Genomic DNA, 17,049 nt, shown 5'->3' with positions numbered 1-17,049 from the left:
GGGGGCTGTTGACGTCCAGTGGTCGGTTCGCCGGACGGATTAGTTCCCGCCGTTCGAATTCGAGTGCTCTTTGCGCCCGGAGCGGGCATGCGCAACGATGCAGGGATGCGGTGTGACGCGGCGCGTGAGGCGCTTTCGGCTCGACTGGACGGCGAGCGTCCCCAGGCGCTCGCGCAGCAGGTGGATGCCCATCTCGAATCGTGCCGGCGTTGCCGCTCCTGGCTCATCGGCGCCGCGGCGCAGACCCGTCGGCTCGCCTCGGTCGAGCCGGTCGACGGGCCCGACCTGGTCTCGCGAATCATGGCGAATCTCGGCGAAGAGTCCTCCGGGCACCAGCGCAGGATGCGTTGGCTGCGTTCGCATTACCGGCGGTGGGGCCTGATGGCGGTCGGGCTGTTCCAGGTGGCGATCGCCGCCGCGCAGATCAGCGGTATCGATTTCGGCATGGTGTCGAGCCACATGCACGGCGCGATGTCCGGGGAGCATCTGATGCACGAGTCCACCGCCTGGCTGCTGGCATTGGGGCTGGCGATGGTCGCCGCAGGCGTCTGGCCGGTCACCGCCATTGGCGTGGCTGCGATTACGGGCGTCTATTCGGTCGCGCTGCTTGGTTACGTGATCGTCGACGCGTTCGCCGGCGAGGTCACGGCGACACGTATCGCCAGCCACATGCCGCTGCTGTTGGGCCTTGCGTTCGCGTTGTTGGTGGCGCGGGAACGAGTGAGGTCGGACCGGATGGGCGCCGCCGTTGTCGCGGACGACGTGGCGTGGCCGGCCGAGAACCCCGCCGCGCGGCGCCGCACTCACCTGTGGCCCATCAACAGGTCCGCCGTTGACCCCGCCGCAACCGCTACGACAGGCCGTCGTAGACTCACGGAGCCCGCGAAACAAAGGTGGTTCGCCATGATCGCGTCCAGCGATGACGAGGCCGTTACCGAGCTCGCATTGGCCGCCGCGCGTGGGAACGACCGGGCGCTCGAGGCATTCATCAAGGCCACCCAGCAGGACGTGTGGCGGTTCGTCACGTATCTGTCGGACGCGGGCAGCGCCGACGACCTGACGCAGGAGACGTTCCTGCGCGCGATCGGCGCCATCGGACGATTCTCCGGGCGCTCAAGTGCCCGGACGTGGCTGCTTTCCATCGCGCGCCGCGTGGTGGCCGACCACATCCGCCACGTCCAGTCGCGACCGCGCGCCGCCCTGGGCGCCGACCCGGAACACGTGATGCGCGGCGATCGCCACGCCCGGGGGTTCGAAGACCTGGTCGAGGTCACGACGATGATCGCGGGCCTCACCACCGAGCAGCGCGAAGCCCTGTTGCTCACCCAACTGTTGGGCCTGCCCTACGCCGACGCCGCGGCGGTGTGCGGCTGCCCGGTCGGCACCATCCGGTCGCGCGTCGCGCGCGCCCGTGACGCGCTGCTGGCCGCAGACGTCGAACGCGACGACCTGACGGGCTAATTCAGCCGCGTCACCCATTCGACGGCCTCTTCGAGGCTGCCTACCGCCGTCACCCCCGGCGGTAGCGGCGGCCGCGCGACCATCACCACCGGAATGCCCAGGGCCACAGCCGCATCCAGCTTCGCCCGCGTCATCTGCCCACCGCTGTTCTTGGTCACCAGGGCGTCGATGCGGTGTTCCCGCATCAGCGCGGCCTCGCCGTCATAACTGTAAGGCCCGCGGGACAGCACCAGCCGGTGGCGCCGCGGCAACGAGGCGGAATCGGGTTCGGTGACCGCCCGGATCAGAAACCACGCATCGCTGTCCGTGAAGGCCCTGGTCCCCGAACGGCCGGTGGTGAGAAACACCCGCGAAAACCCCTGTCGATCAACAGCTTCCGCCGCCTGCGAGTCGGATTCCACGACGATCGCATCGGCGGGGTCCCACGCCGGACGGGCCAGCACGAGGTGCGGCATCCGCAGCTCGGCGCAAACCTCGGCGGCGTGCGCCGTCATGGTCGCCGCGAAGGGATGCGTCGCATCGATCACCGCGTCGATGCGTTCCTCGAGCAGCCAGCGTCGAAGCCCGTCGACGCCGCCGAAGCCGCCAACGCGGACCGGACCGACCGGTAGCGCGGGATCGGGCACCCGCCCCGCGAGGGAGCTGACGACGTCGACGTCCGGGTGTAGCGCCTTCGCCAGTGCGCGACCTTCGGCCGTCCCGCCGAGCAGCAGCACTCGCATCAGTGCCTGCTCCCCCGCGTCCGTCCGGACGAATAAAGGTAGCTGTCGGCGAACCCCTCGGCGGCCAGCGCGTCGCCGACGATGATCACCGCGGTCTTGGTGATGCCGGCCCGGTGCATCTGGTCGGCGAGGTCGCCGAGCGTGCCCCGCAGCACCACCTCTTGCGGCCAGCTCGCGAAAGCCACGACGGCGGCGGGTGTTTCGGATCGGTAGCCGCCGTCGAGGAGTTGCGGGACGATGGCGTCGATCTGGGCAGCCGCCAAGTGCAAGACCAGCGTCGCGCCGGATCGTGCGAGGCCGGCCAGCTCTTCACCGGGTGGCATAGCGGTCGACAGGGTGGCGACTCGGCTCAACGTCACCGTCTGCGCGACGCCGGGGACGGTGAGCTCACGCTTGAGCGCGGCCGCCGCCGCTGCGAAAGCCGGTACCCCGGGCACGATCTCGTAGTCGATGCCGAGCGCGTCGAGCCGGCGACATTGTTCGGCCAGCGCGCTGTAGAGGGACGGGTCACCCGAATGCAGACGCGCCACGTCGTGGCCGGACGCGTGGGCGTCGGCCAGTTCGGTGATGATCTGCTCCAGCGTCAGCGGTCCGGTGTCAACGACTTTGGCGCCGGGGGGGCATAGTGCCAACAGGTCGTCGGGCATGATTGACCCGGCGTACAGGCATACCGGACAGGCCTCGAGCAGCCGCCGGCCGCGGACGGTGATCAGGTCGGCGGCGCCCGGGCCCGCGCCGATGAAATAGATCGTCATTTCGTCATCGCCCACTGGGTGACCGGCAACTGCGGCCGCCATCCGGTGAAGCCGCCGAGCGGCTCGCCGTGATAATGCTGGAACCGCCGCAGTTGGCCTCCCAGGCGCGAATGTGACTGCGCCAAAACGGCTTCGGATTCCGCGGTGACCGCGTTGACGACGAGGCGACCGCCGGCCGGCAGGGCGTCTAGGCAGGCGTCCAGCAGGCCGGCTTGGGTGAGGCCGCCGCCGATGAAGATCGCCGACGGCGGCGCGAGCCCACCGAACGCGTCGGGGGCCTCGCCGCGCACGTCGACGGGCACGCCGAAGGCCGCGGCGTTGAACCCGGTGTTGTGGCGGCGTCGTTCGTCACGTTCGAACGCGACCGCGGTGCAACCCCTTCCGTTTAGACACCATTCGACGCTGATGGCGCCGGAGCCGGCGCCGACGTCCCAGAGGCGTTCGCCCGGGCACGGGGCCAGCGCCGCGAGCGTCACCGCGCGGATTCCGTGCTTGGTGATCTGCCCGTCGTGGACGAACGCGTCGTCGGGCAGCGGCGAGAGGCGCTCGTCGGGCAGGTACCGGATAGCGATGACGTTGAGGTCGTCGACATCCGTCGCCGCGCCGTTAGCCCAGTGGTGTGCGGTGCCGTCGCGGCGGTGTTCGGTTGGACCGCCGAGGTTTTCCAGGACGGTGTACTCGGAGTCGCCGCGGCCATGCGCGTCGAGGAGTGCGGCGACTTCCTTCGGTGTGGCGGAGTTTTTCGACAGCACGATGGCTTGGCCGCCGCGGCGTACCGCGATGTGCGGTGGCGCGGTGACGAGGCTGATCACCTCCGTGTCGTGGGCGTTCCAGCCCATTCGCGCGCACGCCAGCGTCACCGAAGACACATGCGGCAGCACCCGGACTTGGCCGGGGCCGTAGAGCCGGATCAACGTGCCCCCGATGCCGTGCAGGAGCGGGTCGCCGCTGGCCACCACGTGCACGTCCCCGGTGTGGTCGTCGAGCAACGTCTCCAGCGCGGGCAACATCGGGGAGGGCCATTGTCGGCGGGGTGCGGGCACGGTCTTGTCGAGCAGGTCGAGTTGCCGCTTGGAGCCGTAGATTGTTGTCGCCCTTTGTAATTCATCGCGAGCTGATTGAGCCAGCCCAGCCATGCCGTCGGCGCCGATGCCCACGACGATGATCATGAGCGCCGTTCCTCATCGCTGCGGTTTGCCTCGTCAACGGCGTGGATCATCGCGGCATCCTGCGCCATAAGGGCTGCGGCACCAGCCGCATCACGGCGGCGGCGGGCCCCAGCGCCCACGGGATCCACACGGTGCGCCGGCCTTTGGCCAGCGCACGCACGGTCGCTTTGGCCACCTGGGCGGGCGTGCTGGATAGCGGCGCGGGTTCCATGCCGTGCGTCATACGTCCGATCACGAAACCCGGCCGGGCGATCAGCACTTGCACGCCGGTGCCGTGCAATGCGTCGGCCAGCCCGCTCGCGAAGCCGTCCAGGCCGGCCTTGGCCGAGCCGTAGACGTAGTTCGCCCGACGCACGCGCGCGCCGGCGATCGAGGAGAAGACCACCAGTTGGCCGCTGCCGGCTTCCCGCATCGCGGCCGCCAGGTGGGTGAGCATGCTGACCTGGGCGACGTAGTCGGTGTGCACGACGGCGACCGCGTGGGCGGCGTCGGCCTCGGCGCGGGCCTGGTCGCCGAGGATTCCGAAGGCCAGCACCGCGGTGGCGATCGGTCCGTGATCGGCGACGACCCCCGCGACCAGTGGGCCGTGGGAGGCCAGGTCGTCGGCGTCGAACTCCGTGGTGTGCACCGCTTTGGCCCCGGCGGCTTCGAGCGTGGCGACCTGCTCGTCGAGTTGGTCGGCCTTGCGCGCGGCCAGCACCACCGGCGCTCCGGGCGCCAGGAGGCGGGCCAGCTCGATGCCGATCTCGCTGCGCCCGCCCAGGACTAGTACTGGTCCCGCGCCCGTGTCGTCCACGGCTGCGATTATGTCCTGCGCTAGCGTGGGCGGTGATGGCGAATACCACTACCCGGCTCACCGACGATGCGTTGGCGTTTCTGTCCGAACGGCATCTGGCGATGCTGACCACGCTGCGAGCCGACAATTCGCCGCATGTGGTGGCCGTGGGGTTCACCTTCGATCCGAAGACGCACATCGCGCGGGTCATCACCACCGGCGGATCGCAGAAGGCGGTGAACGCCGACCGCGGCGGGGTTGCGGTGCTCAGCCAGGTGGACGGCGCGCGGTGGCTGTCGCTGGAGGGCCGGTCCAAGGTCAACAGCGATGTCGATGCCGTGCGTGATGCCGAACTGCGGTACGCGCAGCGCTATCGCACCCCGCGGCCTAACCCGCGGCGGGTCGTCATCGAGGTGCACGTGGAGCGGGTGCTGGGGTCGTCGGATCTGCTGGACCGGGGCGAGCAGTAGCGGCTGTTCGTCGCTTAGCTATCTTTCCTCCGCGGATCGTACTCGGTACCGGATATGTCGTCCCAGAATTTTGGCGAGACGTCGGTCGGCCTGTCTTCCGGAGCTACAGCGCTTATTTTCTGCTCAAATTCATCGAAACTCCTGCGCGCCTCTGCCAACTCCTCTTCTGTAGGCGGAGTCACGCCCGCCTCTTCCGGCGTGGAGAAGGTCTTTCCCGCGATTTTCCTCTTCGTCATGATCCCTCGAATCGCGTACTGGATTCGTGCTCTCGCTTGCCAAGGTGCTTTCGATTAATTGCGCCTATACCGATGTTCCGCAGCAGCGCCCGGCTTCCGCAGAAGAAGTTCGTCGTGCTCGGCTGCCACGTACTTGAGTTGGCGCCTATCCATCTTTCCTTCGCGGGTCGTACTCGGTACCCGAAATGTCGTCCCAAAATTTTGGCGAGATCTCCGTAGGCCGATCCTCGTCGGCTACCGCATCTACCTTCTCCTGAAACTCATCGAGTAGTTGTCGTGCACGCGCAAGCTTTTCCGGCGAAGGCGGTGGGGTACCCGCCTCTTCTCGCGTTAAGAATATTTTTCCCGCGATCTCTCTCAATTGCGCCTCCTTTGAGCGTTGGTCGATTTCATTAGTTTAATCTTCGACCATGTCGATAATTGTCCGACCGGTTCGCGAGTCGATTGTTTTTCTTAATACCAAAAACCTTGTATGCGCCGGAAATAAAATCTCCTGCTCCCCCGGAAACATCGAAACAGCGGACACGTCACGGCCGCTAAGCGACACAATCCTGAACTCGACGTTCCCGGCGAACGCGGACGACTGCGCCACCACTGGATTTCTTGTAGTACTTAGAAACGCTTTTTCCACGATGTATTCGCCTGGCCGATACTGAGCAAGTACCTCGGGCGGGAGATTTGTGCCACGGACCACTGGTCCTTCATACGGAGGGAGTTTTTTCAACGCATTCATAAGTGCTTCAACTCGAGCGACTTGAGACGCGTCCAAAGCTCCGCTCCTTAACGCCTCGTTTAGGCCTCTGTGGCCCATACCAGTGTAGTCAGCAAATGCGGAGAGATCATCTGCGTTCAGCGGGCCTGGCAGGCCTCCATCATGGCCGCCTTCAACCGGACCGTCGTGCTGGCCACCCTTGGCGCCGGGTGCAGGAGGCCCACCGTCGTGGGGCGGCAGTTTTGCTGGGGTGTAGCCAAGCGGGACGGTCTCGCCAGGCTTTGACAAACCATCGAACGGTGGTTTTGGCTGACCGCTGCTAGGCCCCCCGTCACCGGACACATGCGGACTGCGACCTGGCGCCGGTGTTTCGCCCGGGCCACCGCCGGGAGGTGACGAATGTGAGGCCGACTTCGCCACCGAAGTGGGTTGCGCTGAGTTCGGAACAACTGGCGCTGGTTCGACAGGTGATGCGCCAGGCTGTGCTGGTGCGTGACCGGGCGAATGGTCGGCCAACTGTGGGATGGAAGACGGCACCCGCTCAGCCATAGTCGCGGGCACAGAGGTAAGAGTCGCACGGCCGTGGTGGACTGCCATCGGTTCATGCGGCCGTTCCGCTTGCACCGAAGGGGTCTCGTGCGGGGCCGCAGCAGCTTTCGCTGCTGGTTCTTGAGGACCTTCCGCGGGCAGCGATGTGGGGTCGTGCGTACCGGTTCCCGGCATGGAAGCTGCTTCGCGCGGACTTGCTTCGGGCGAGGGCTCAGGTTGACCCTCCATCCGCGCCTCGGCAGGCGACAGCCGCTCGTGAGGACCACCACCACTCGCGGGCGCTGGTGCCGCGGGCTCCGAAACCGCGTCGTGCGGACCACCCCCAGCCGCGGGTGACGAAGCCTCGGGGGGCGTTGACCCTGGCGGATCAGTCGGGCCGTGCGCCGCACCCGGCACACCCTCGGCCGGGTGTGGTGTCGCCTCGACGGGCGCCTCGAGCGACTTGCCGGCTGGCAAACCCACGGGAGCGCCAGGTGCTTTGATTTCCGGCAGATCAGCCGTAGCCCCTTCGAGGTTCTTGGTCACATCGCCGCCGGCCTTGGTGATGTCGGTCAGCGCGCCGCGCGCTCCCGCCGCGCCTTCCCCACCGGCACGTCCAGCAGCCCCACGCGCGGCTTCCGCCTCCTCCTCAGCGCCGCGCGCAGCGGCTCCCACGCCATCGGCCGCCGCACCCGCCTCTCCGAGGCCCGGGGCGATCAGCGTGGCACCGTCGAACGCTACTTCACCGGCGCCCAATCCGGGCCGAGCCGTACTCCAATCCTCGGCGTGTACAAGGCCTTTCAGCTCCTGCAGGCGCGCTTCCGAGAATTCTTTGGGATTGACCGCGGCATTGATGAGACTTTCTTTCCAGCTGTTTTTCACCAAGCCGGTCCAGGTGGCGGCCGCTCCGTGTGGATCGGCGGCGATCCAGTGCGGGCTCAGGTCGACGAGACCCAGCCCGATGCCGGCGGCACCTTTGAGGACACCCTCATGGGCGTTGATCCAGGTGTCGGCTACGGTGGCGACCGCGTTACCGACGTCCTCACCGAGAAATTTGACGAGGCCACGGCGCGCGTACTTTTCGCATGTGACGACCTCGCGATCGGCCGCTTGCACGACGAACTTGATCGCGTCCTCGCAGGCCCTGGCTTCCTGCCCGAGATGCTGCAGCACCGCGTTGATGTCCTTGACGATCTGCTTGATCTCATCCCAAGCGTCACCGTGGATGATGAGCATGACGTCGTGACCGAGGTCGCCCAGCGACTCGATGCGATGCAGCAGATCCCGTATCGCACGTTGCGCGTGGTCGACCCTGTTGGCAAACGTGTCGATGGTACGGGCCAGCGCGTCACACAGCTGACCGATAGCCGCTGTGCTATGGCCAATTTCAGTCAAGGCCCTGTCGATATGGTCGCCTTCAGGGACGTGTTGACCGTCGAAGAGCGTCTTCGATGCAGCGAGAGTTCCGTTGACACCTCTGGCCGCCGTACCGAAGGCACGCCAACGAGATGCGGCCGCACGCAGACCCGCCACATCGCCGTCGGGCCACGCCTCGAGGACGAACGATTGGACGAGCGACCACAGCGGTGGGGGCGGCTGGCCCGGCCCCCACGTCCCAGGCGGCCTGGGTGCGGCAAGCTCGGCCGGCGGGGATGGTGGTTCTAAAGCTCCGCTTCCGCCGCCCAGCGTCGAAGCCGCGTCGACGTGGGAGTAGTTCGAGGCGCCTTGCTGGATGACGGCGCCGCTTTTGCGGCAAGCGTTGACGGCGGCAGCGGCCGCCTTGAGCACCGACTCGGCCTTCTCTTGATACGCCAAGCCGAACACCTCGCCGGCCCGGTCAACACCGGTGTGCGCCGAAAAGCCAGCCGTCAATATCGTCAGATTGGCGGCCAGCCCCTCGCCGACAGCATCCACCGCGCTGCCCGCAGCGAACATCGCCTCGGGATCGACGACCAACGGAGCCACGCGCGAAATTCTCGCCGAGACCGCACGCCGCCGCTATTCACCCAATGCTGGCTTTGAAACGCTAGCGAGGATCACCGAAAAGCCACAACTCATTCATCAACAGCCCGCGCGGTCAGCGTGATGCGGTGCCGCCCCACCGACACCGCCAAGGTCGGTTCCGCCGGCTCACCGTCGAGTTGGACCCTGACCCCGGCGGGCAAGCCGCCCAGGGTGATCCGCGCGGCGGTGTCGGTGGCCACGGTGATCGTCGACGCGGGCAACGCGGCCAGGCCGGCCCGCTGGACATCCACCGTGATGTCGGCGACGCCGGTGAGCCGCAGCGTGAGATACGGCAACGGACCCACGGGCGGGCCCACCCGCCAGTCCAACTCGCTGTACACGCTAGGGGTTGGGTCGAAGTTCAGGATGAACCCGCGATGATGCCGAACGGTGTGTGAGGGGTCGGGGCGCGCATACGAACGTGCGTCGACTTCGGCGATGGCCCCACGCCGCGCGGTCACCGCCGGGTCCGCGCTCAGGCCCGACAACCACCAGACCCGATGCGGCCCGATGCCCAGGTCGTCGCGCACCAATTGCGGATGCCAGGCGAACGTGATGTGGCCCGGATCGGCCTGGCGCAGACCGGTTTCCATGTGGGCGATCGGGTCTTCGAACTTGTCCTGCAACACCCAGGCGATGTGGTCCTCGAACGGATACACCGTGAAGCGGTGCCGGTAGCCCAGCCGGTCGAGTTCGAGCACCTGCTCGGCCGCCGACGGGAGCGGCACGAGTTCGTCGACCAGCCCGTGTGCGATGACATAGGGCAGCCAGCGGGCGTTCACCAGGAGCTTCCAGGTGTCGCCCTCGCGGGCACAGCGAGAGTCCGGGTCGAGGTCGGCCGGGATGTCGACGTCGGGAAGCAGCCGTACCCCGCAGGTCGGCGGCCCCGCGAGCACGACCGCTTGCGAAAACACTTGCGGGTAGGTCAATCCCAGCTTGTAGGCCGCATAGCCGCCCATCGAGTAGCCGGAGATCACCGTGCGATTGGGATCGGTGCCCAGTTGTTCGGCGACGCGCGCCCACACCTCCCAGACGTCGAGTTCTCCCGTGTCGAAGTACCACGTCGACGGGCCGCGGGCGAGCGGCGTGATCACCACCGAGTCGCGCGCCTCGCACACTTGGTGCAGCAGGCGGGGGTCGATCGCGGCGAACTGGCTCTGCCCGAGCGCCAGCGAATGCAGCAACAGTGTCAACGGCAGCATCCGGCCCGGCTTGAAACTCGAAGGCAGGCACACCGAATACGGCTGCACCCGACCGAGGAACTGCGGCTGGGTGCTCAAAATGTCGTCGGCGGCCACACCCTGGCCCAGCTCGACCGACGACACGTACCACCGCGTCGACGGACCGGTGATCACCGGCTCGGGCTCGGTGTCCCCGGCCGCCAACCGGTCCCAGTCCACGGTCAGGGCGAACTTCGACACGTCGCCGCGCGTCAAGGCGTCGGCCTGGGCGGAGTCCGACCAGAAATTGAGGCGCGGCGCCTCTTGCTCGGTGGTGCGGAACGCGACGTTGTAGACGTTGGGTTGCCCGGGCAGGGCGCCATGCTCGGCGGGCACGTCGGCGAACCCATCGCCCGCCGCATTGGCCAACCCGGCTGCCAACCGCACCGTCCAGGTGCGGGCCGGCTCCAGCAAGGTCCGTGGCACCCGCGCGAGAAACGATCGGGATCCCAGGTCGACGCTGTGCTGCACCGGTGTCGTCGACTGCGTGGTCAGGTCGATCAGCGCGGCGCTACGGCCCGAGACCAGCAGGGCCATGTCGATCCCGGCCGAGCGCACCCCGGCCCCCGCGGGCCACTGCTCCGGCGCCGTCCGGGTCGGGTGGGTGTCCAGGCCGAATAGCGCGATGGGAACCGACGCGTCCAGCAAGGTGTTCCAGTCGATCCGCCACCACGTGTCGGTCGTGGTGAGCCCGACCGCCACACGGAAGATGTCGGCGCCGTTGCGGGCCGCCGGGCCGTCCGGATAGATGTAGGTGCCGCGCGGCGGCGCCTGCACCTTCAGGTCGCCGATCGGCAGGCCGGTCGCGCCGTGGTCGTCGTACAGGAAGTCGGTCCAAAACAGGGCGCCGCCGGCCAGGCGGCCCGCGCCGCACGTGCGTGGAAAGTCTTCCCCGAACGGCCATCCCGACGGCACCGGTAACTGCGGCTCCGGGCGCAGCGCCGCCGGCGGCACCCCCTCGGGCATGCCGTCGACCACGACGAGGTCAGCTGGAGGTGCCGGTGCCGTCGCGGCGGGATGCGCCAGCGTGTCGGCGATGTGGCGGGCGATGCGGATCGGAAGGAGAGTCAAATCCAGAAGTGACATCAAGCCCCAACGTACGCGCCGGTGGGCCTCGGCTGCTACGGCACGGGCACCACGATGAGCTCGTGGGGCCGGTTGTTGACGGGCAGGGCGCCGTCTTCGGTCACGACGACGATGTCCTCGATGCGGGCGCCCCACCGGCCCGGAAAGTAAACGCCCGGCTCGATCGAGAAGGCCATGCCAGCGGCGAGCGGCAGGTCGTTGCCCGCGACGATGTAGGGCTCCTCGTGCACGGATAGCCCGATGCCGTGGCCGGTGCGGTGCACGAAGACCTCCGCGAGTCCGGCGTCGGCCAGCACATCGCGCGCGGCCGCGTCGACTTGTTCGGCCGTCACGCCCGGGCGCACCGCGTCCACGGCCGCCCGCTGCGCCCGCTGGAGCGCCGAATACTGCTGTGCCACTTCCGGTTCCGGATCACCGATGCTGTAGGTGCGCGTCGAGTCGGAGTGGTATCCGGGCTCGTAGGCGCCGCCGATGTCGATGACGACGATGTCACCCACCTGCAGTTCACGGTCCGAATAGCCGTGGTGCGGGTCGGCGCTGTGCGGCCCGGAACCGACGATGATGAATGCCACTTCCGAATGCCCTTCGGCCACAATTGCTTCCGCGATGTCGGCGGCCACATCGGCCTCCGTCCGGCCGGGGACCAGAAACTCCGGCACCCGCGCATGTACGCGATCGATGGCCGCGCCGGCTTTGCGCAGGGCGTCGATCTCGCATTCCTCCTTGACCATCCGCAGCTCCCGCATGACGTCGGTAGCCAGGATCGGCAGGACCCCGAGGACACCGGCCAGCGGCAGCAGGTGCAGGGCCGGCATGGAGTCGGTGACGGCGGTCGCGGATGGAGCACCGCCCAACGCGGCGCCCACCAGTTGGTAGGGGTCGTCCCCGTCGACCCAATCCCGCACCGCCAGCCCCAGTTCCGCAATGGCGGACCCCTTGAGCGAGGCCAGCTCCAGCCGCGGGACGACCACCGTCGGGTCGCCGACCGCCGGCAGTACCAGCGCGGTGAACCGCTCGAGCGTCTGGGCGCGCGACCCCACGAGATAGCGCAGGTCGTACCCGGGGGTGATCACCAGCCCGGACAACCCCGCGTCGGCGGTCGCGGCGGCGGCCGCCGCCAGCCGGTGGGCATACACCCCGGCGTCGAACCGATGAGATTCCATGGCAGCCAGGCTAACCCGGTGGGCCCAGCGTCGACTTGTTGTGTCCATTCGAACGGACGGCCGACAACAAGTCGACGCTCGGCGACGTGAGACGATACCGGGATGCGATCGGCCCCAGGTACCAGCGGCGACCCGCCGCTATTGCTGCTCGACGGGGCCAGCATGTGGTTCCGGTCGTATTTCGGGGTGCCGTCGTCGATCACCTCCCCCGACGGCCGGCCGGTCAACGCCGTCCGGGGGTTCATCGACTCGATGGCCGTCGTGATCAGCCAGCAGCGTCCCAGCCGGTTGGTGGTCTGCCTGGACCTGGATTGGCGGCCCCAGTTCCGGGTGGACCTCGTGCCGTCCTATAAGGCGCATCGCGTCGCGGAACCGGAGCCCGAGGGCGAACCGGACATCGAGGAGGTGCCCGACGACCTGACGCCGCAGATCGACATGATCATGGAGCTGCTGGACGCCTTCGGGATCCCGACGGCGGGCGCCGAGGGTTTCGAGGCCGACGATGTGCTGGGCACGCTGGCCGCGCGCGAACGCCGTGACCCCGTGGTGGTGGTCAGCGGCGACCGCGACCTGCTGCAGGTGGTGTCCGACGACCCGGTGCCGGTCCGAGTGCTTTATCTGGGCCGGGGGCTGACCAAAGCCACCCTGTTCGGACCGGCGGAGGTCGCCGAACATTATGGCGTGCCGAAACACCGGGCGGGCCCCGCTTACGCCGAGTTCGCGCTGATGCGCGGCGATCCGTCCGATGGCCTGCCGGGCGTCCCCGGCGTCGGGGAGAAGACGGCCGCCACCCTGCTGGCCCAGCACGGGTCGCTGGAACGGATCCTGGCGGCCGCCCGCGACCCGAAATCGAAGATGCCCAAGGGTCTGCGCTCGAAACTGCTGGGCGCGACGGACTACATCGACGCCGCGGAACAAGTCGTGCGGGTGGCCACCGACGCACCGGTCAGGCTGTCGACCCCGACCGACGCGCTGCCCCTGGCGGCCGACGACCCGCACCGCACCGCGAAGCTGGCGACCGAACTGGGCGTCGGGTCGTCGATAGGGCGGTTGCAGAAAGCGCTCGACGCGCTGCCGGAGTGACCGACTACTACTGCGGGCGGCCTACCTCGTAGGTGCCCTTGCTGTCCTGGAAGGTCACCGTGACGTGTTTCGGGGCACCATCGATGCTGACGTCGCAGTCGAACGTTGCGCCCTTCTTGACGGTCGGGTTCTGACCGTGGTTGCACTTGACGTTTTGGACGTTCTTGGCGCCGTAGCCGTTGGTCTCGTCGGAAAGGACCTGCTGCACACCGGCCTGCGCCTTGTTGACGTCCAGCTTGGTGGTGACGAAGAACCCGGGCTCCCAGAAGCCGAGCACCAGCACCACGGCGATGAGCAGAAAGGCGATCACCCCGCCCACGCCGGCGATCAGGGCGACCGACCGCTTCTTCGCCGGCTGCTGCTCGTAGGGCGGGTACTGCTGCGGGTACTGGCCCGGCTGGCCGTACTGCCCTGGCTGACCATACTGGCCCGGCTGACCATACTGGCCGGGCTGGCCGTACTGGCCGGGCTGCGCGTACTGCCCCGGCTGACCGTATTGGCCCGGCTGCGCGTACTGCCCAGGCTGCCCATAGCCGGGCTGTTGCGGGTATTGCTGCGGATAGGCCTGTTCGGCCGGCTGCTGGTACTGCGGGTACTCGGCGGGCGGCGTGTAGGCCGGGGCCTGCCACGTCGCCTCCTGGCCCGGTTGCTGCTGCCACGGCGAACCGACCTGGGTCGGCTCGGAGGACTGATCGCTACCTTGGCCGGGCGGTTGCCACTGCTGCTCCGGTCCCTGCGGTCCGCTCATCGTCTCTCCTCAGCCCCTTAGTGTCTTGGCACGCACTCTCGGCGTTGTGATTGATGGATCTACGGTAGCTTCGGCACAGCCTACCCGGCGTCAACAGCTACGACGCCGCGCCGAACGTCATTGATGGCGCGCTTGGCCGTTGCCCGCAACTCAGCATCCGGTGCGGCGTTGCGGACCTGGTCCAACAGATCCAGCACCTGGCGGCACCAGCGCACGAAATCCCCCGCCAGCAGCGGCGAGCCTGCGCCCGCCGGGTCGACGGCCGCCAGGGCCGCGGGCAGGTCGCCGGTCTTGGCCCAGCGATAGATGACGTTGACGAAGCCGTCGTCGGGTTCCCGGCTCGGCGCGATCCGGTGGGTCTGCTCGTCGGCGCGTAGGGCATCCGACAGCCGTGACGTTTGCTGCAGCGCCTGTCGGACCCGCTGGGTGGGCGCCTCGGCGGCGAAGGCCGCCCGCGGGCCTTCGCCACCCCGGCTTTCGTACAGGACCGCCGAGACCACCGCCGCCAGCTCGGGCGGCTTCAGATCGGCCCACGCGCCGGTGCGCAGGCACTCGGCGACCAGCAGGTCGCTCTCGCTGTAGATGCGGGCCAGCAGGCGGCCGTCGTCGGTGACGCGTGGATCGGTGTCCGGACCCTGGATGAAAGCACGCTCGGTGAGCAGGCCGACGATCCTGTCGAACGTCCGCGCCAGCGAATTCGTCGCGGCGGCAACCTTTTTCTCCAGTTGCGCATTGTCCCGTTCGATGCGCAGGTAGCGCTCGGCTTGCCGGACTTTGGACTCCAGCCCGGCGCTGTTGTGCGACGGGTGTCGGCGCAGCTCGTCCCGCAGCGACGCCAATTCCGGGTCCTGATAACCACCGTAGGCGCCGTCGTGATCCCCGCGGCCGCCGCGGCGCCTGGCCGGAATGGCCAGCCCGGCGGCCGCCGACCGCAGCGCCGATGCCAGGTCGCGCCGCACCCGCGGCTGGCGGTGCTCGACCCGCTTGGGCAACGGCATCGATCCGACCGGAGCCGTCGCGCCCGAGTAGTCGGCCGTGGAAATTCGCCCCGCCCAACGGTTTTCGGTGAGCACCAACGGGCGCGGGTCGTCGCCGTCGCGGGCCGATTCCAGCACCACCGCCAGCCCGCCGCGCCGACCGTGGGTGATGTTGATGATGTCGCCGCGCCGCAGCGCGGCCAGCGCGTCGCTGGCCGCCTGGCGGCGTTGCAGTCGTGACGCGCGGGACTGCGCGCGCTCCATCTCGGAAATGCGGGCGCGCAGCCGCGCGTAGTCGAGGATCGGCGCCTGCGGGCCGCCCAGCTCGGCGGCGATCTCGGCGAGCATCGCGTTGCCGCGCTCGATTCCGCGGACCAGGCCGACGACAGAGCGGTCGGCCTGATATTGGGCGAACGACTGCTCCAGCAGTCGGTGCGCCTGCTCGGGCCCCATCTGCTGCACCAGGTTGATCGTCATGTTGTACGACGGGGCGAACGAGCTGCGCAGCGGGAAGGTGCGGGTGGAGGCCAGGCCCGCCACGGCGGCCGGCTCGGTGTTCTCGTCGGTGGGATTCCACAGCACTACCGCGTGGCCCTCGACGTCGATGCCGCGCCGCCCGGCGCGGCCGGTCAGCTGCGTGTACTCCCCCGGCGTCAGCGGCATGTGCTGCTCGCCGTTGAACTTGACCAGCCGCTCGAGCACCACCGTGCGGGCGGGCATGTTGATGCCCAGCGCCAGGGTCTCGGTCGCGAACACCGCCTTTACCAGACCGGCGGTGAACAGCTCCTCGACGGTGTGCCGGAACACCGGCAACATCCCGGCGTGGTGGGCGGCCAGGCCGCGCAGCAGCCCCTCCCGCCACTCGTAGTACCCGAGCACCGCCAGGTCGGCGTCGGCGAGATCACCGCAGCGGTGGTCGATCACCTCGGCGATCTGCGCCCGCTCCTCCTCGGTGGTCAACCGGAGCGGCGAGCGCAGGCACTGCTGCACGGCGGCGTCGCAGCCGGCGCGGGAGAACACGAACGTGATCGCCGGCAGCAGCCCCTCGGAGTCCAGCGTCGCGATCACATCCGCCCGCCCGGGCGGTCGGTAGAACCGCGGCCGACCGGGCGCACCGCGTCCGCCGCGCCCTCGCCGCGGCTGCCAGTCCGACATCCGGTCGGCCTCCCGCCGATGCGCGATGTGGCGCACCAGATCCGGGCTCACGCGTGACTCCTGGCCGGCGACCGGCTGTCCGCCGGCTTCCGAGCTGCGGTAGTCGAACAGGTCGAAGAGCCGCTTGCCCACCAAGACGTGCTGCCACAATGGCACCGGCCGATGCTCGTCGACCACCACGGTCGTATCGCCGCGCACCGTCTGGATCCAGCCGCCGAATTCCTCGGCGTTGCTCACCGTGGCAGACAGGCTGACCACGCGCACCTCGTCGGGCAGGTGCAGGATCACTTCCTCCCACACCGGGCCGCGCATCCGGTCCGCCAGGAAATGCACCTCGTCCATCACGACATAGGAAAGCCCTTGCAGGGCAGGCGAATCGGCGTAGAGCATGTTGCGCAGCACCTCGGTGGTCATCACCACCACGGGAGCGTCTGCGTTCACCGACATGTCACCGGTCAGCAGGCCGATCCGGTCGCGGCCGTAGCGCGCGGTCAGATCGGTGTGCTTCTGATTGCTCAGCGCCTTGAGTGGCGTGGTGTAGAAGCACTTGCCGCCGGCGGCCAGCGCCAGGTGCACGGCGAACTCCCCCACCACCGTCTTGCCGGCGCCGGTCGGCGCGCAGACCAGCACGCCGTGGCCTCGTTCCAGCGCCGCGCATGCACGCCGCTGGAAACCGTCGAGCGCGAAAGGCAATTCGGCGGTGAACCGGGTCAGCTCGGGCAGCTCGGTCAGCTCCGTCACGCCGCCGCCGGATCCGGCGAGGGTGCGCAAATGTACATCGACAT

The 17,049-nt window shown here is 68.5% G+C and carries 13 protein-coding genes and 1 pseudogene; 4 read left to right on the top strand and 10 right to left on the bottom strand.

The annotated features are described in order from the left end of the window. Window positions 1-87: 87 nt before the first annotated feature. Both BRW65_RS32615 and sigC read left to right on the top strand, forming a co-directional pair. Window positions 88-723 (top strand): annotated as a pseudogene (locus tag BRW65_RS32615) (DUF2275 domain-containing protein); the annotation flags it as partial. A gap of 180 nt (window positions 724-903) precedes the next feature. After that, window positions 904-1,461: an RNA polymerase sigma factor SigC gene (gene sigC / locus BRW65_RS32185; protein WP_244168034.1), complete on the top strand. Its 558-nt coding sequence runs from the start codon at window positions 904-906 to the stop codon at window positions 1,459-1,461. Here sigC and BRW65_RS07730 read toward each other — a convergent pair. Genes BRW65_RS07730 through BRW65_RS07715 form a run of 4 tightly spaced genes read right to left on the bottom strand, consistent with a single transcriptional unit; the run spans window position 1,458 to window position 4,903 of the window. Continuing rightward, window positions 1,458-2,183 (bottom strand): cobalt-precorrin-6A reductase, encoded by a 726-nt coding sequence (locus BRW65_RS07730; RefSeq protein ID WP_073873209.1) that lies wholly within the window; start codon window positions 2,181-2,183, stop codon window positions 1,458-1,460. The two genes, sigC and BRW65_RS07730, sit on opposite strands and share 4 nt — an antisense overlap. Continuing rightward, the gene (cobM, locus tag BRW65_RS07725) at window positions 2,183-2,938 is read right to left on the bottom strand and encodes a precorrin-4 C(11)-methyltransferase (RefSeq protein WP_073873206.1); all 756 of its coding nucleotides are present in this window, start codon (window positions 2,936-2,938) and stop codon (window positions 2,183-2,185) included. Before cobM ends, BRW65_RS07730 begins: the two co-directional genes overlap by 1 nt. Continuing rightward, window positions 2,935-4,107 carry a precorrin-6y C5,15-methyltransferase (decarboxylating) subunit CbiE gene (cbiE, locus tag BRW65_RS07720; RefSeq protein WP_073873204.1) on the bottom strand — a complete coding sequence of 391 codons (1,173 nt, stop codon included), beginning with the start codon at window positions 4,105-4,107 and terminating at the stop codon, window positions 2,935-2,937. Before cbiE ends, cobM begins: the two co-directional genes overlap by 4 nt. Window positions 4,108-4,153: 46 nt before the next feature. Then, the gene (locus BRW65_RS07715; RefSeq protein WP_073873202.1) at window positions 4,154-4,903 is read right to left on the bottom strand and encodes an SDR family NAD(P)-dependent oxidoreductase; all 750 of its coding nucleotides are present in this window, start codon (window positions 4,901-4,903) and stop codon (window positions 4,154-4,156) included. A 35-nt stretch (window positions 4,904-4,938) separates the two neighbouring features. Between BRW65_RS07715 and BRW65_RS07710 the strand changes: the two genes are divergently transcribed. Beyond that, a complete protein-coding gene (locus tag BRW65_RS07710; protein ID WP_073873200.1) occupies window positions 4,939-5,352 on the top strand; it encodes a F420-dependent biliverdin reductase in 414 nt (137 codons plus the stop codon). A gap of 14 nt (window positions 5,353-5,366) precedes the next feature. On the opposite strand, the gene BRW65_RS07705 is transcribed toward BRW65_RS07710, so the two are convergent. The 4 genes from BRW65_RS07705 to BRW65_RS07680 all read right to left on the bottom strand — a co-directional run bounded on the left by BRW65_RS07705 (window position 5,367) and on the right by BRW65_RS07680 (window position 12,301). Further along, the gene (locus BRW65_RS07705) at window positions 5,367-5,588 is read right to left on the bottom strand and encodes a hypothetical protein (RefSeq protein WP_073873198.1); all 222 of its coding nucleotides are present in this window, start codon (window positions 5,586-5,588) and stop codon (window positions 5,367-5,369) included. Window positions 5,589-5,985: 397 nt separating this feature from the next. Continuing rightward, entirely contained in the window at window positions 5,986-8,793 is a 2,808-nt protein-coding gene (locus BRW65_RS32180) for an ADP-ribosyltransferase (protein WP_244168025.1), read from the bottom strand. 89 nt (window positions 8,794-8,882) lie between these two features. Next, window positions 8,883-11,138, bottom strand: a complete 2,256-nt coding sequence (locus tag BRW65_RS07685; protein ID WP_073873187.1) for an alpha/beta hydrolase-fold protein — start codon at window positions 11,136-11,138, stop codon at window positions 8,883-8,885. A 35-nt stretch (window positions 11,139-11,173) separates the two neighbouring features. Continuing rightward, window positions 11,174-12,301 (bottom strand): M24 family metallopeptidase, encoded by a 1,128-nt coding sequence (locus BRW65_RS07680; protein WP_073873183.1) that lies wholly within the window; start codon window positions 12,299-12,301, stop codon window positions 11,174-11,176. Between the two features lie 102 nt (window positions 12,302-12,403). On the opposite strand from BRW65_RS07680, the gene BRW65_RS07675 reads away from it, so the two are divergent. Next, window positions 12,404-13,384 carry a 5'-3' exonuclease gene (locus BRW65_RS07675; RefSeq protein ID WP_073873179.1) on the top strand — a complete coding sequence of 327 codons (981 nt, stop codon included), beginning with the start codon at window positions 12,404-12,406 and terminating at the stop codon, window positions 13,382-13,384. 7 nt (window positions 13,385-13,391) lie between these two features. Here the strand turns inward: BRW65_RS07675 and BRW65_RS07670 are convergent, their stop codons facing one another. Together BRW65_RS07670 and BRW65_RS07665 are read right to left on the bottom strand one after the other, a co-directional pair. After that, window positions 13,392-14,132, bottom strand: a complete 741-nt coding sequence (locus BRW65_RS07670; RefSeq protein ID WP_073873175.1) for a DUF4333 domain-containing protein — start codon at window positions 14,130-14,132, stop codon at window positions 13,392-13,394. 80 nt (window positions 14,133-14,212) lie between these two features. Next, entirely contained in the window at window positions 14,213-16,996 is a 2,784-nt protein-coding gene (locus tag BRW65_RS07665; protein WP_073873503.1) for a DEAD/DEAH box helicase, read from the bottom strand. Between the last annotated feature and the right edge of the window lie 53 nt (window positions 16,997-17,049).

Origin of the sequence: Mycobacterium paraffinicum, assembly GCF_001907675.1 — a bacterium.
Lineage (GTDB): Bacteria > Actinomycetota > Actinomycetes > Mycobacteriales > Mycobacteriaceae > Mycobacterium > Mycobacterium paraffinicum_A.
The sequence above is the reverse complement of the archived record's forward strand: the minus strand, read 5'-3'. Positions and strand labels throughout refer to the sequence as shown.